Below are 15,605 nucleotides of genomic sequence, written 5' to 3' on the forward strand. Positions count from 1 at the left end.
GTTGTCATTGTTTTTTGCGCCGACGCAGATAGATGTAAAGTGGGACGAGAAAGACAAAGAGGTAAATAAATACTTGTGGATGATGTGTTACGTAAAATAAGCTATTTCTAGCCCAATTCTTAATATGAAGCCAAACCTGGTTTTTTAAAGGGATATAGCGCGCATCATCACTATTTATGATTTGTACGGAATGGTCTGAATTGATCAGGGCGATGTTGCCATTGAGGTCATTGCGCAATTTATCATCAGTAAATGTGTTGACTGCTTGTGCTAGACCAGCCTCATCTGTACCGCTCATTAAAAATACGGCATGAGTTTCGCTCCAGGGTGAAGAAACGAGTTCAAGTAGCCCGGTCGCATTTTGTCCTTCAAGAGTAAGAGTTTTTTGTGAAAGCATTAAATTGCGTTCATTATTCTTAAGGCGAAATGGCATGTAATCAAAGGCAAATTGCACCCAAGGGTTTTTCGCTGCTGTCCCGTAAAGAATAATATTATGGGTGCGGATATATTCTTCAGTAGCCGTGGCACTATCCAGAAAATTAAAAGAAATAAAGTTTGGCTGCATGAGCCTGCCAAACGTAAACATAAAATGGGTTAAATTACTTATGTCTTGCTTCGAGAGTTGCGCGGGCACTACCAGCGTGATTTCCTTAGCAAACGGTACTGGCAGCTGATTTAGCGTGGCTTGCGGAAATTTCTCAAAAAACAGCGTATCAAACTGGGTTTCAGAATGGATGGTCGCCCAGACTTGATCATAATTGATCAATGTGCAACGTTCATCCTTAAGGTGTAGATTAATGATGTATTCCAGGGTGTTAATACCAGGCTTCATGGCGTCAACATCAATATCGACGTTCCAGGCTGAATGTTCCTGCGTCAAAATAAAGGATGATTGTTTCAAGCCATTCACCAACAAGGTAATCTGCGAGCTGTCTTTCTCGGTAAATCCGGGAGCGGTTATGTAGGTTTTTACTTTGGAGCCGGTGGGGGTGCGATTATTAGGTAGCGGTATATCGTAAGTGAGTTTATGTTTACCCAATCCTGAGACACTCTGATCGGGATAACCCAATTTTTTTAGCGAGGTTTGATACCAATTTGGTATCACTTTTTCTTCATCATTTTGTTTAACTTGATGGACTATCGCAGTTTGCCCGGTGGCCATTTGGCTAAACTCCGGCATAAAAAGTGCCTCGATTGCTTTATGTAATGCTGCAAAATTATTCCCGGTGATGGTTAACAAGCCGTATAGATTATTAAAAGGAGAAGGTGCAAGCATTAGAAAGCCGGAATTTTGCTGTTGATTGCCACGGATGGCGGGTTTTGCCAGTATGGAAGACGTGAGCGTGTTCAAGCCTAAATGTTCGATAATCCCGATTAAAATCAAATTTTGATTCTTTTCTTCTGTTGTCAATTCAGAAATGCTTTTCACATTGAGCATAATTTTGCGGTTATTACTTAATGACCCAAGGTGCAGCGAGAGGTTTAGCAAAGAAAAGATTTCTTGTTGATTAGTTTGCGGAGGTAATAGCAACATGAGTGGCACTGGTCCCAAAGTTGCAGGATTGACGAATAATCCAGGCAACTGATTTAAGGATGCTGAAAATGGTGTGGAAATGCTGGTAATGGTAATGCTGCTTTCGGGTGAAATATAAATCCAGAGATTGGGGTTACATAAATTGGCGCTTCCGGCAAGGTATGCCATGAATTCTAATGCTTGCCAATCCTTGGAAAATTGGCTTGGCGGCAATTCAATATCCAAGCTTAGTTCTTGGGTAACATCCGCCGGTAATGAGATTCTGCGCAAAATAGTATCGTTGAATTTAATATCCAGCCGTGTTTCTTCACTCAATAACGGTGAAAAATTAACTTTCAAGTGCAAGATTGCTTTTTGAGGATTTATCTTTTTTGCAATGGGTAGATAAAAAGTATGAACAGGCGCATAGCCGTTTAAGGTAACTTTATTATCCCAACCCAATTCTGCAAATGTATAAGTATTGGTAGCAGTTTTCCAGTTGGGTGAAATTGGCAGCGAGTCACTTGCAGCGGCAGAAACCGTGTATGATTTTAATAAGATAAGGATAAAGAAGCATAAGAATTGCAGGCGTAAAAATCCTTGGTTATTCGCCGGATGCAGTGTCATTTTCCATAGCATGGGAAGCTCAATACCCACTTATTAATTAATTTACTATATAAGTTATTAACTCTATATGTCTACTAGCATTTGCCGGTTGCGGTAAAGAGGCGTATGTCACTTATCGGGTACTGCTTGGCTGTTCTGGCTTGGCTGCAATCCTGCAAAATTTGTTTGACATTCACATGGTCATGGCAAAACAGGTCAATTATTAACTTCCCATCGAGATAATGTAAGACCCAGGAATCAATGCAGGGAAACTGGGCTTGCAAGGGTAATAAAAATTCTTGCTCAAGCGTGCCGCGGTTAGGTAAATGCATGGACGGACATACGGTTTCGTCATCTTCAGGGTCAACGTGTACAGTGACATCTTTAACTTGCGGCATTTGCTTTAATAAAGCATGATGCACATGTTGGGCAATGAAATGTCCCTCCGATACGGATATATGGGGTGCCACCAAAATGTGTACGTCAACATATACATCGCGGCCCATGGAACGGCTGCGTAATTGGTGAATCTTCCATACGCCATCCACTTGTCTGATGACATGTTCGATTTTGGCCAGCTGGACAGGATCGATCGCTGTGTCTACCAATTCTTTGATGCTGTTCCATCCATAACTTAAGCCCATTTTTACAATCATTAATCCGACGATAATGGCTGCGGCGGCATCCAAATAAAGATAACCGGCCATACTACCGAGCAAACCGATTAATACTACGATGGATGAAGCAGCATCGGAACGATGATGCCAGGCATTGGCAATGATAAGATCGGAATGAATACGCTTGCCTATATGATGAGTGTAATGAAAAAGAATCTCATTGGCTGCTATGGAAAGCAGGGTAATGGGGAGCGTTAAAACCCCTGGCATATCATGGCTTTGTTTGATGATTTCATCCAGGGCGTCCCAGGCGATGCCTGCACCGGCTAACACTAAAAGAAGCGCCAACAGGAAAGTTGCTGCAGTCTCGATCCTTTGATGGCCATAAGGATGGGAGGAGTCTGCTTCCTGACTGCCGTATTTTGAAGCGAAGACCACCATAATATCAGTAAATAAATCAGAAAAAGAATGGATGCCATCGGCAAACAAAGCGTGGGAGTGATAGGCAATGCCGCCGATAATTTTAATCAAGCCGAGAAAGGCATTAACAAGAGCGCCGGTTAAAGTGACTTTTTTGGCTTGAGAATACCGCTCCTGTTTTTGCATGGTTTTATTTTGTATCAATCAAGGTAGAAGAATAGTGTAACAAGCAGCAGGGCGGGTCAAGTCATCTCTTGCTTTTAATAGGCTTTTTACAATTGTTACACAGAGTTATCCACAGTTTTTGTGAATAACTGACCTGAAAATAAAAAGGGTAGACATCTAAAAAATGCTTATAGGCAAAAGAGTTAAGATAAAAATGAAAGGAATCAGGGTATTTTGGCAAAAATGGAATAAAAAAGTTATCCACAAGTTGAAAAATAAAGAGACACGCCATATTAGCAGAGAAAAATTAAAAAAACACTCTTGCTTTTTTAATTTTTTTATCCCTGTAAGAAAATTTCAAAATTCCCCAGCCAACGCTTGGCTATGTGCCGCGCCAAGGCGGGTTGTGTGTGTATGAGTTCGTTTGCTATGGGTGATAGAAGCGGGAGCAGGGCATGATCCCGTTGCAAGTTGGCAATCTTGAATTGGTGGTAACCGGTTTGCCTTGTGCCTAGAACTTCTCCGGCACCGCGCAATTGCAAGTCTTTTTCCGCAATTAAGAATCCATCACAAGTCGAGCGCATTACTTCAAGGCGTTGTTTGGCAGTTAAGGATAAGGGGGCTTGATAGAGAAGCAGGCAATGCGACTGCGTGTGGCCGCGGCCTACCCGCCCCCGTAACTGATGCAGTTGCGATAGCCCCAAGCGCTCGGCGTTTTCAATGATCATTAAGCTGGCATTTGCTACATCCACACCCACTTCAATTACGGTGGTAGCAACCAATAAATCAATTTCTCCTTGTTTAAAGGCAGCCATGGTCTGTTCTTTTTCCCGGCTTTTCATGCGCCCATGCACCAGCCCAATTTTTATTCCAGGTAATTGTTCTTGCAAATTTTGCGCTGTCGCGATGGCTGCCATGCACTGCAATTTTTCCGAGTCTGTGATGAGGGTGCAAACCCAATATACTTGCCGGCCATTGGCAATGGCTTCCTGCAATCGTGCTATAACAAGCTGCCTTTTTTCCTGGTTGATGACGGCGGTAACAACCGGAGTGCGTCCTGGCGGCAATTCATCCAAAACGGAAATATCCAGATGGGCAAACTGCGTCATCGCCAGTGTTCTTGGAATAGGGGTGGCAGTCATTAATAATTGATGCGGTGATAATTCGTTACTTTGCCCTTTTTGTTGCAACAACAAGCGCTGCTCAACTCCAAAGCGATGTTGCTCGTCGATGATCACAAGCCCAAGACGGGAAAAATGTACTTCTTCCTGAAACAGCGCGTGGGTGCCAATGATCAAATTGCATCGATGGTCTGCAAGGGCGGCCAGTGTTTTTTTGCGTTCACTATGTTTCATTTTACCGCTTAAACGATGCACTGAAATGTCTAAAGCGTTAAACCAACTCATTAAATTTTGCGCGTGTTGTTCGCTAAGAAGATCGGTGGGCGCCATAAGCGCCACTTGATAGCCATTTGCTATGGCTTGTAATGCAGCCAATGCGGCAACAATTGTTTTCCCGGCTCCTACATCACCTTGCACCAGACGCAGCATGGGTTTCGGCAGCGTTAAATCTTGTGCAATTTCATGACTTACGCGCACTTGCGCATGGGTCAGGGAAAAAGGCAACATTTTTAAAAATTGCTCTTTAATGGAGTCTTGCATGGCTAATGCCGGCGCTGACCATGCCGAGCGCTGTTGTTTGGCGAATGTCATGCTAAGCCGCTGTGCGAGCAGCTCGTCAAATACCAGCCGTTGCAAAGAAGGGTGGGTCCCTTCTTCCAAATGCTTGATAGGAACTTCTGGCGGGGGATTGTGCAAGTTTTCCAAAGCGGCGAAGAGCGGTGGAAAATTATGCCGTTGTAATTGTTGAGGCTGCATCCATTCAAGCAAGTTGCACTCTTCTTTAGTAAGGCTTAGGGCTTTTTTTACCAACTGTCGCAAGCGCGTTTGCGTCAATCCCTGCGTGGTTGGGTAAATCGGGGTAAAGTTTTCTTCAACCAGGCATTCTGCTTCTTGTTGCAGCAACTGATATTCTGGATGAATCATTTCCAATTGATTTGCAAATTCTCGTACCTCGCCGAACGCACGGATCATGTGACTTTCATTCAAGAGCTTTGCTTGTTGTTTGTTAAAATGAAAGAAGCGCAATTTCAAGATGCCGCTTTTGTCCTCGACATAGCAATAAAGCATCATGCGTTTGCCGTATTTAATATCCGTTTTCACTACGCGCCCTGCAATGACGCACCATTCATTCGCACGCAAATCAGCAATGGGAGTAATCCGCGTGCGGTCTTGATAACGATACGGCAGATGAAACAATAAGTCCTGAATGGTCACAATGCCGCATTTGGCCAGTTTGCTAGCCAAGGTGGGGCCAACCCCGGGTAAGGATTCGCAAGATTTGCTTAACACGGTATGATTTATATTAAAAAACATTAATAATAACAGGAAAAAAGCAACAGACGAAATGAGTCAATATATGAATCGTACCATTACATTTGCCGCAGGATTGCTCACGGTGTGGTTGATTGGTTATTTATTGATTGCAGGGCGGGGAATATTGATTCCGCTCATCATCGCTCTTTTTATATGGAATTTTTTAAATACCATTTACAATGCGATCGAGCGCACGCCCTTAGTTGGAGCGCGTTTGCCGAATTGGCTAAGCATGTTGCTTGCCTTTGTTATAGTGGCTGTATTGGGCAGTATCCTTGTCCATATTATTTCCAATAATGTCAATGAGGTAATCACAGCTTCACCACGGTATCAAGAGAATTTATCGGGTATTTTAAATCGGCTTGATGCCCGTTATGGCATTAAAACCATGATGACCATGGATGGAATTTTCAAAGATTTGAACATGCAAGCGCTGGCGGTCAATATTTACGGCGTGTTCACCACCTTGACCAGTTCGGCAGTGTTAATTTCCTTGTATATTGTCTTTTTATTTGTAGAACAACATTATTTTCGTCAAAAAATGAATGCGCTGTTTCCGCAGCTTGGGCATAGGCAACTGGTGGACAGCATCCTTTCCCACATCGTGAAGGATACGCAAACTTATTTAGGATTGAAAACTCTTTTAAGTTTAATCACGGCAACGGCCAGCTGGATTATCATGAAATTGGTTGATCTTGATTTTGCAGAATTTTGGGCATTGCTCATTTTCTTTTTAAATTACATCCCCAATATCGGCGCCATCCTCGCTACTGCTTTTCCTGCCTTGCTGGCGCTTATTCAATTTACAACCTGGCTGCCTTTTATCATCGTTACTTCTGGGATTATTTTAGTGCAATTCATCATCGGCAATATTGTCGAGCCGCGTTTCTTAAGCAAATCATTAAACTTAAGTCCATTGGTGATTCTAATTGCCTTGGGTTTTTGGGGGAGCATTTGGGGCGTGCTGGGGATGTTTCTTTCCGTACCCATCACGGTCATGATGATGATCATATTTGCACATTTTGATGCTACGCGTCCCATAGCTATTTTGCTGTCGCAAGATGGTTATGTAAAACGCAGCTATGAAGCCATTGAATGAGTGGCAAGTATCAAGTTTAAGCGGGGCTTTTAAAGGATGTCGCACTCAATCCTTTGCAACTGATGCAAAAAAGCGCATAATAATCTCTTTTTAGATGATTAAAAGTTATGAAAGGAACGGTTGAGGAATTATTGCATCTAGCCGTAAGGACGCTGCAACAAGCAGGGGTTGTTCCGCAAGAATTTGCGGTTGAAATTAAAGTGGAGCGGACTAAAGATGAAAAACATGGCGATTTTGCCACGAATCTAGCTTTAATACTGGCCAAGCCGTGTGGCGAAAACCCGCGAAAACTGGCTGAGCGCCTAGTTGAATCCATTCCCGAGCATCCCTTGGTAGAGCGCATCGATATAGCAGGTCCAGGCTTTATCAATTTTTTCATGCGCGCTCTGGAGCGAGCGCAAACCATAGCGCAAGTGTTGATGCAAGGTGAAAAATTTGGCCAAAGCCAGTTAGGCCAAGGGCAGAAAATAATTTTAGAATACGTTTCAGCCAATCCCACAGGCCCACTGCACGTGGGGCATGGCCGCAGCGCCGCTTTTGGCGCCACCTTGGCCAATTTGCTGATGGCTGCAGGATTTAATGTAAGCCGCGAATATTATGTAAATGATGCAGGGCGGCAAATGAATATTCTTGCCGTAAGCGTTTGGCTGCGTTATTTAGGTTTGGCAGGCGAGGACATCGTGTTTCCTGCCAATGGCTACCGTGGCGATTATGTGCATGCTATTGCCCAACACATACTGGAAAACCATGGCCGTGATTATGTGCACAGTTGGTATGTGGTCAGCATGGATTTACCGCCTGATGAACCCCAGGGGGGCGATAAAGAACTTTACATCGACGCCCTCATCCGTTCTGCACAAAAACACTTGGGTAGCGCAGGCTTCGCTCTTTTCCACCAGGAAGCTTTACATTCCGTTTTGGCTGATATTAAGGATGATTTGGCGGAATTCGGGGTAGAGTATGACCGCTGGTTTTCCGAACAATCTCTATTGGATGATGGCTCAATCGGCAAAGGCATCCAAGCTTTAAACGATGCAGGGCACACCTACGAGCAAAACGGAGCATTATGGTTTCGTGCAACTGCTTTTGGCGATGAAAAAGACAGGGTGCTTATTCGCGCCAACGGGCAAACTACGTATTTTGCTTCCGATGTAGCCTACCATTGGAATAAATATGATCGAGGCTTTGATCGTGTGATTGATATTTTTGGTGCCGATCATCATGGCTATGTCACGCGGGTAAAGGCGGCTGTGAATGCTCTTGGGCATGATGACAACGCTCTGGACGTGTTATTAGTGCAATTTGCTATCCTGTATCGCGGCGAAAGCCGGGTACAAATGTCTACCCGCAGCGGTTCTTTTGTAACACTGCGCGAATTGCGTGAGGAAGTAGGCAATGATGCGGCGCGTTTCTTTTACGTCATGCGCAAGCCTGAGCAACACATGGATTTTGATTTGGATTTGGCTAAATCGCAATCCAATGATAACCCTGTTTATTATATCCAATATGCGCATGCACGCATCAGTAGTGTTTTAAGGCAGCTTCGCGAGCGCAACTTAAGCTGGGATGAAAACTTAGGGTTGGCTCATATTAACCTTTTAGCCGAACCACAAGAAGCCAATTTGATATCATTGTTAAGCCGTTACCCTGAAGTTGTTGAAATTGCAGCAAGAACTTGTGAACCGCACCAGATAGCTTATTATTTGCGTGAGTTGGCAAATGGATTACATAGCTATTACAATGCTGTACCGCTTTTGTGTGAGCCTGAAACACTTCGCTCTGCGCGGCTGTGTTTATTAACTGCTGTACGTCAAGTATTACGCAATGGTATGCAAATATTGGGTGTATCTGCTCCGGAGAGTATGTGAGATACCCTGATTCAATCAAGGGAATAGCAGGTAAGTAATGGCTAGAGATTACGGTAAAAGAAGTAAACCAAGAAAAAGCAGCAACACGCCGAAGCAACTCATGCTGGTGTTGGTATCGTTTTGCTGCGGATATTTAAGTTCGCTGGTTTTTAGTATTGAGCAGCTAGGCACCTGGCTGCAGCAGCGCATGACAGCACAACATTCCAAGCCACAGCCCACTTCAACCAAGCAGTTGGCACAATCGCAACTGCCTAAGCCCAAATTCGAGTTTTATACGCTGTTAGCCAAGGAGCAGACAGCAGTTCCGGCAGCTGCGACTGCTTCAATCCATAGCAATAATCCGGCAGCGGCCCACCCTGCAATTACGGTTAATACAGCTCCAGCTTCTTCTGCAACGAGCACCGCTAAAACACTAGCAAACGCTGCCCAAGTTGCAGTACAAAGCGCGCCAAAACCTGCGATACCGTTACCGTCAATCGCACAAAAAAAAGTTCCTCCTCCTGCGCAGGCTACTGCTGCGCATAAAGAAACTTATTTGGTGCAAATTGCATCGTTTAAAAACAAACAAGACGCTGAGCGGATGAAAGCTGTATTGACTTTAAAAGGTTATGACGTAAATGTGGTATTGGCTGCTACTCCACAGCAAGGCAATTGGTATCGAGTCATGATGGGGCCATTTACTTCGCGAACTTTGGCAGAGCAAGCTCAGGTAGCGATCGCTCGTTCCGAGCGCGTGCATGGAATGATCCGAAAAATGGAGGCATAGTATTTTTTAATGAAAGCATCCGAAACTGAAATGAACACACTCTTTTACGAATTTGAAGTTTCTGGGGCTAAATGCGTCGGATGCGTCAGTAAGATTGATGAAGCATTAAAAGAAAATGCTGAACAATATTTTAAAGAGTGCTCGTTTGATCTTCTTACTAAGAAACTGACCATTAAAGCATATTCTCATATCCCTGCAGAGAGCATAGAGAAATTTGTAGTTGCTACTCTCTCTGAAAAAGGTTTTACCGCATCCCTCATTTCAGCCAAACCCGCCCTGACGCCTGTTGAATCCGGGTTTGGCAGGTTTTTCCGTAAGATTTTACGCGCCCATTGGATCTGGGGAAGCATTGGCATCAGTGGCGGCATCATTTTGCTTGCTTTATCGATGCTTGGGATCACATTGCCTTTGGCAGCCATGATTGCTATCGGCGTATTCAGCACGATTCTCACCTTGTTAATGGGAGCTGAATCTTATTGGGACGCTGCTAAAAAATTGTTTAAGACGCGCGCTCTGACTATGGATACGTTGTTTGCGCTCAGCACGCTTACAGTATTGGTGGTGTCTGCCATAGCATTTTTTGTTCCCTGGCTGCCCATGATGTTTGAAGCAGGATTATTAATCTTTGGCTTCAGACACTTGGGTGTTGCCATTGAGGAATCCATCAAGGCTTCGACGGGTGTTGCCGTTAATTTTAAAGACCGCATTCCCAAAACGGTGAGAGTCTTAATTGAAAGTTCAGTAGTCGAGAAACCATTGGCAGCTGTAAAAGCGGGGGATTTGATTTTATTAAAGGCTGGCGAATACATTCCTGTTGATGGAACGAGTGAGGAACAAGAGAGCCTGATTGACGATAGCATTGAAACCGGCGCGTACGTGCCCCGGTTAGTGTCTTTGCAGGAAAATTTGCTTGCTGGCATGCGCCTTGCAGCCAACGCCCCAGACTTGTATTTACGTGCGACATCCACTGCCAACGATTCCAACGTAGCGAAGATAGACGAAGGAGTAGCGCACGCTTTAGCAACAAAAGCACCATTAGAAACGACTGCTACTGCCGTTTTGCAATATTTTATCCCTGCCGTGTTGTTGTTAGCTGTAGTGTCTGCTGCGATCGTCAGCGTTTTTTTTCCGGTTGCCCTTGCCATAAAGTGTGCTGTTGCCGTCCTGGTTTCAGCTTGCCCGTGTACAATTGGATTCATTATTCCGCTCTCGATTCGTTTTGGAGTGCGCAAAGCGGCTGAACATGGAGTGGAATTTAAAAGTGCGCTGGCCTTGCAAGAATCTGCCAACATTGATTGTGTGGTATTTGATTTAAATGGCACGTTAACCAAAGGCATGCCTTCCGTGCAGTCGTTTACTATCTTAAAAAATTGCAGTTTAAGCCGTGAGGATTTGCTCGCCTTGTGTTCCGAACTTGAGAAAGATTCATCCCATCCGTTTGGACAAGCCATTCATGAGTTTTCCGAAAAAGAAAAATCAGCGGCAATGCCCGAGATGACGATCGATAAGACCCATCATTCGGGGGTAAAGGGAATGTTTGCCAAAACCGAATATATTCTGGGTGATAAAAATCTTATGAAAGATTGTGAAATTGATACGGAAGAATTAGAAGAAATGATTAAGCCGGAATGCGGCGATCATATTGTTTATTTAGCACAAGGCAAACAGTTGGTAGGTTATTTTAGATTAAATGATGACTTGCGCCACGATGCCGTGGAAACCATTGCTTGGATAAAAGATAAACTTAAAAAAGAAGTTTTTATTGCTTCTGGAGCTGCGAGGGCAACGGTGAGCCGTTTTGCCGCACGTTTAAATATTCCGGAGGATAACATTGTTGCCGATTGTAAAACTTCTTCCAATTCACCGGAAAACAGCAAAGTTGCCCTCATCAAGCAGTTGCAAAGTCAGAAAAAGCGCGTCTGTGTGGTTGGCGATGGTGCTAATGATGCATTATTCATCAGCAGCGCAGATGCTTCTTTTGCCGTGCATTCCAAGCACGTTGACACCAATGTAATTGATAAAGCGGGTGCGGACATCAAGAATGGTTCGCTTAAAGGCATTGTCAGCGGTTTGGTTATTTCCGACAAAACCGTAGGGAATATCAAACAAAATTTAATATTTAGTCTGCTTTATAATCTTTTTACCATGGTTTTAGCCAGCGGGTTGCTGCTGGCAGTGGGCATCAGCTTGCACCCCGCCATCGGCGTGGCTTTAATGGTCTTGCAAAGCAGTTTATTGCTGTGGAATGCTTACCGGTTTAAACAGGAAAAATTGCAGCATCTGCAAAATACACATGCATCTTACCCAAGCAGTTACGCGCAATTGCAGAAAATGCTGCCAACAAATGAGAAAGATTTTACGCAAGAAACAGAACCTTCCATGCAACCATCTTTATGGAGCCCTGTTGCCGAGCCTCAGTCTGAAGAAATTAGCGATGTGAGGATGGAAGCAAAAGCCTACATGTAAGAAACTTAAAAGATTTACTGACGCTTTTTTGTTTTGCAGAATGTTAACGTTTTAAATCCGTGACTAGATTGCAGAATTTCTATCCATTTTGTCGGGCATTGTTTCCGAAAATTGTACCTCATCCGAATTTTCCTCTAGGTGAACTTTAAAAAATGCATTTCCCCCTCTCTTTTTTAAAGGACATTCATTCTCTATTGGGTTGGTAGACTGCGCCGGGAGAACAAGAGAAGACCGTGGCTCTTCGCGTTCGGCATTTGTTAGGGCAGACATGACCACATGAGCGGTATTGGGCAAGGGTGGTTTATTTTCAATTACATTTTGAGCCTGGTTTTGCAAATTGTTCTGCTGCAATTTCTCAATGCCTTTTTTTATTCCTACGAACAACAGGGTAAATAAGGTCGGAACAGCGGTTATGGCAAAACCAAGACCTAATCCTATGCCCATACCTGCCAGAGTACCGGCCAGCGGGAAAATGCTGCCGAGAATAGTGCCGATAACTCCCCCTATAGCGGTTGTTGCTGCCATGGTCAGGCTTGTTCCAGCCAGTTTGCTAAGAACAGATTGCCCTTTCATGATTTGTGCAAACCCGGTAAATACCCCGCCTGCAGCAGTCCCTATACAGGCGCCGGCTAACGCTCCAAATCCGGTGCCAAGGCCTGGAAAAATGAATGTTCCAAGCAAAGCGCCAATTCCTGTGCCAATGCTTCCTGCAGCAAGCGAAGTAAGGATTGCGCCAAATAATTGCGAAAGAGGGCTGCCAAATATCATGCGTGCAAGGCCAATGATAAGTAAAGCAACTGCCGCAGCAAAACCTGCCCCGATTGCAGTGCCTACTCCTGGAAGTATGGCGGTGCCTATTGCAGCACCAATAGTACCGGCTGCCGCCAAGCCAGTTAATGCAAGTACGATATGCTTAAGATATTTCCACGCAGAGGGTTTTAAATCATGCTCAACACGTAAACCTTCCTTCAGGAAAAATGTTTCTAAATTAGTTTTTAATGCTTGGTGTGTTAATTCATTTGCAGGCAAAAGACAAATTTTAATTTCTTGCAGGGTAGCTTCTTGGTTTGCGCCAATTGCAATAACTGAATGGATTTCAGCAAAAGCTGTTTCGGTAAGACTTTCCGTATGTTTGTTTTTTAATGAAGTTGCTGTCGATAGATAAGTGCAATTTGTTTTTGCATCATAGGTAATTTGAGTCGATCCGGAAGAAATGACCAGATTGGCACCCGTATCGTATTCATAGGCAGCATCGCCCAGCAAACCTTGCAAGGTGCGGGTGATGGTAAAAGGCCAGCCAATGCGGGATTGCAAGACGAGGCCTAATATGAAATTTTGTTGCCTGGCCTCCGTGACACCCAATTCCTGCAATTCCTTTTGTGCCAATTCTATTGTAATTGGCACTGATTCAGCAGCTTTTTGCAATTCCTTTAAACCATCAGTTATTGCGTAAGAGGCGCCGCGGCCGATCTCCTTTTTATCTTTTTCGCTAAAATCAAAATCAGAGCTTGATAATTCTTGTTGAAATTTTATAGTTTCCGCTGAGGTAAATGCCAGAGCATGGTTCATGAATCTTGCAACGCTAAGTTTCTTTAAATTGGCTTGTTTTTCTATGGGTTCAGAAAGCAAGATCGGTTCTGCAATGATGGAAATCACCGATTTATCGAAAATATGCTCATTGGTTTTCATAATGTAGTGAAATGTTTAATATAAATAAATTATATCTCTTTTTCCTTAAGAAAAGGTTAGCTCGTGTACACTTGTGCATGGTATTAAGTCTTTATTTTCTGCAAAATATAATGATCCGCAATTCTATATATGTAATAGGCGAGAAAAAGTGAGCTGGGATCCGGAGGAATACAAATCTGGAAATTATTTTCAAAAAGAAACCAGCGATGCATTTTGTAAAAATTTTAATATTGTGCCTTACGGAAATATTTTAGACATCGGTTGCGGTGATGGGGCATACAGTCATGCTCTGGCTAATAAATTAAAGCAAGGGCACATTCATGGCATAGATAGTTCCATAGAGATGATTCATCACGCAGTCAAACATTGGACACAAAGTAATTTATCATTTGCCGTGCATGACATTGAAACATTCTATGCTGTAGAAGCATTTGATTTTGCACTTTCTTTTTGGTGTTTACATTGGACGCGGATCGAGTTGTCTTTACCAAATATTTTTTATGCCTTAAAGCCAGGAGGAAAATTCTATGCCATATTTTCGTCTTTCTCCGGCAACAGCATTTCACAAGTTTGGCACGAACTTATGACTAACCGTTACTATCGTGATTTAACGAAGCAGTACGTCAATTCAGATAACTCCTTACAAAATTATTTTTTACGCGTCATCCGCGTCTTGGCAGCTTTACCTTACAAACAAATCAGATTAAATCTGCACAATACTCATACATTATTACCCAGCATTGCTTATTTTAAAAATTTGCTGCTTACCATGCCGTTTATGAAATCTTTTCCCGAAGAAATTATGCAAGAATTGCTGGACGCGATGCTTGGCACGTTTCAAGCCATTTGCAAGCGAAGATATGGCGGGCAATTGTATTATGCAACGCGCCCCATTTTTTTAGAGGCGATTAAATAACGACGATAGGTGGAGCACATGAGTGTGTTTATGGCTTGCAGTGCAAATATCCCGGTTATTGCTGCGCCTGCAAATAAGCCGGCAAGTCCGGGTTTATTGTTGGAATTGCTAGTTGCACAGCACAGCAATTACATGCAGAAGCTTAAAGAGCACGGTGCAATTTTATTCCGTGGTTTTAACTGTAATAATCCGGATGATTTTTCCAACATCATCGAAGCCTGCCGCCTTGGCAAACGCTGCAGCACGAAAGATTATGATTTTCCACGCACTGTGTTGCCGAATGACGTCTATACATCAAGCGATTTGCCACCCGATATTGCACTCCCTTTGCATCATGAGAAACCAAGGACAAAAAATCCACCGAATTACATTTATTTTTGCTGCGTCATTCCCCCAGAGCAGGGGGGGGGCACAATATTTGCCAATGCGGCAGATATTTGGCGCGATATGCCTTTTGCTATTCAGGAAAAATTGCTAAAACATGGTGTTATGTACCAATCTTTTTTTCATGGAGCAACTCTGCAATATCACGCGCTAAGGAAAATCCTGGCTAATAGCGCCCGCAGTTGGCGCGATTATTTTGGTAGCGATAAGGAAAAAATTACAGAAAAATTAAGTCATACTGGGATTGAAACGATTTGGAGTAAGAAGGATAGGGATTTAATAACGCGGCAATATTTGCCTGGGGTATTGCAGCACCCGCTGACCCGGCAAAACGTATGGTTTAACTGTGCAGCTTATTTAAATTATTATTCTAATTTTTTATTCGGGGAATTGAATGCACTTCCTTTGCATCAATATTTGGCAGGTAGGTATTTGATTTTTAGAGATATATTGCCATTAGTTTGTCATTATGGTAATGGTCAAGCTTTTTCATCTTTAGAAATAGAGGAAATCAACCGCATCATCCAACGTCACTCCCATGTATTCAAGTGGCAGAAAGGAGATTTTATGATCGTGGATAACATCACATGGATGCATGGCAAACAGCCGCATCAAGGCAATAGGTTGTTGTATTCATGTATGACTGCTTATTAAGTTTAGG

10 protein-coding genes are annotated in these 15,605 nt (G+C 43.4%); 6 read left to right on the plus strand and 4 right to left on the minus strand.

All coding sequences use genetic code 11. From position 1 onward, the window contains the following. Positions 1 to 4 precede the first annotated feature (4 nt). From ELY11_RS01655 to recG, 3 genes are all read right to left on the minus strand, one after another. On the minus strand, positions 5 to 2,152 hold the full coding sequence (locus ELY11_RS01655; RefSeq protein ID WP_127032386.1) for a cellulose biosynthesis cyclic di-GMP-binding regulatory protein BcsB: 2,148 nt from the start codon (positions 2,150 to 2,152) through the stop codon (positions 5 to 7). 62 nt (positions 2,153 to 2,214) lie between these two features. Beyond that, positions 2,215 to 3,342 carry a cation diffusion facilitator family transporter gene (locus tag ELY11_RS01660; protein WP_127032387.1) on the minus strand — a complete coding sequence of 376 codons (1,128 nt, stop codon included), beginning with the start codon at positions 3,340 to 3,342 and terminating at the stop codon, positions 2,215 to 2,217. A gap of 317 nt (positions 3,343 to 3,659) precedes the next feature. Beyond that, a complete protein-coding gene (recG, locus tag ELY11_RS01665) occupies positions 3,660 to 5,732 on the minus strand; it encodes an ATP-dependent DNA helicase RecG (RefSeq protein WP_127032407.1) in 2,073 nt (690 codons plus the stop codon). 67 nt (positions 5,733 to 5,799) lie between these two features. On the opposite strand from recG, the gene ELY11_RS01670 reads away from it, so the two are divergent. From ELY11_RS01670 to ELY11_RS01685, 4 genes are all read left to right on the plus strand, one after another. Next, on the plus strand, positions 5,800 to 6,855 hold the full coding sequence (locus ELY11_RS01670; protein ID WP_126954672.1) for an AI-2E family transporter: 1,056 nt from the start codon (positions 5,800 to 5,802) through the stop codon (positions 6,853 to 6,855). Between the two features lie 107 nt (positions 6,856 to 6,962). Then, positions 6,963 to 8,723, plus strand: coding sequence for an arginine--tRNA ligase (gene argS / locus ELY11_RS01675; protein ID WP_127032388.1), 1,761 nt, complete (start codon positions 6,963 to 6,965; stop codon positions 8,721 to 8,723). Positions 8,724 to 8,760: 37 nt separating this feature from the next. Then, positions 8,761 to 9,489, plus strand: a complete 729-nt coding sequence (locus tag ELY11_RS01680; RefSeq protein ID WP_127032389.1) for an SPOR domain-containing protein — start codon at positions 8,761 to 8,763, stop codon at positions 9,487 to 9,489. Between the two features lie 9 nt (positions 9,490 to 9,498). Further along, the gene (locus tag ELY11_RS01685; RefSeq protein ID WP_127032390.1) at positions 9,499 to 11,955 is read left to right on the plus strand and encodes a heavy metal translocating P-type ATPase; all 2,457 of its coding nucleotides are present in this window, start codon (positions 9,499 to 9,501) and stop codon (positions 11,953 to 11,955) included. 63 nt (positions 11,956 to 12,018) lie between these two features. Here the strand turns inward: ELY11_RS01685 and ELY11_RS01690 are convergent, their stop codons facing one another. Then, a complete protein-coding gene (locus tag ELY11_RS01690) occupies positions 12,019 to 13,644 on the minus strand; it encodes an MFS transporter (protein WP_127032391.1) in 1,626 nt (541 codons plus the stop codon). Between the two features lie 148 nt (positions 13,645 to 13,792). Here ELY11_RS01690 and ELY11_RS01695 point away from each other — a divergent pair, with 148 nt between their 5' ends. Next, on the plus strand, positions 13,793 to 14,560 hold the full coding sequence (locus ELY11_RS01695) for a class I SAM-dependent methyltransferase (RefSeq protein WP_127032392.1): 768 nt from the start codon (positions 13,793 to 13,795) through the stop codon (positions 14,558 to 14,560). Positions 14,561 to 14,578: 18 nt separating this feature from the next. Further along, positions 14,579 to 15,598, plus strand: coding sequence for a TauD/TfdA family dioxygenase (locus ELY11_RS01700; RefSeq protein WP_127032393.1), 1,020 nt, complete (start codon positions 14,579 to 14,581; stop codon positions 15,596 to 15,598). Positions 15,599 to 15,605 lie beyond the last annotated feature (7 nt).

The sequence above is a fragment of the Legionella septentrionalis genome, from assembly GCF_003989745.1.
Taxonomy (GTDB): Bacteria; Pseudomonadota; Gammaproteobacteria; order Legionellales; family Legionellaceae; genus Legionella_A; species Legionella_A septentrionalis.

What these genes read in the sequence shown, in the direction of transcription:
- ELY11_RS01700 (WP_127032393.1), top strand. Translation starts at nt 14,579, where the DNA reads ATGAGTGTGTTTATGGCTTGCAGTGCAAATATCCCGGTTATTGCTGCG.
- ELY11_RS01680 (WP_127032389.1), top strand. Translation starts at nt 8,761, where the DNA reads ATGGCTAGAGATTACGGTAAAAGAAGTAAACCAAGAAAAAGCAGCAAC.
- argS (WP_127032388.1), top strand. Translation starts at nt 6,963, where the DNA reads ATGAAAGGAACGGTTGAGGAATTATTGCATCTAGCCGTAAGGACGCTG.
- ELY11_RS01655 (WP_127032386.1), bottom strand. Translation starts at nt 2,152, where the DNA reads ATGCTATGGAAAATGACACTGCATCCGGCGAATAACCAAGGATTTTTA.
- ELY11_RS01690 (WP_127032391.1), bottom strand. Translation starts at nt 13,644, where the DNA reads ATGAAAACCAATGAGCATATTTTCGATAAATCGGTGATTTCCATCATT.
- ELY11_RS01670 (WP_126954672.1), top strand. Translation starts at nt 5,800, where the DNA reads ATGAATCGTACCATTACATTTGCCGCAGGATTGCTCACGGTGTGGTTG.
- ELY11_RS01660 (WP_127032387.1), bottom strand. Translation starts at nt 3,342, where the DNA reads ATGCAAAAACAGGAGCGGTATTCTCAAGCCAAAAAAGTCACTTTAACC.
- ELY11_RS01685 (WP_127032390.1), top strand. Translation starts at nt 9,499, where the DNA reads ATGAAAGCATCCGAAACTGAAATGAACACACTCTTTTACGAATTTGAA.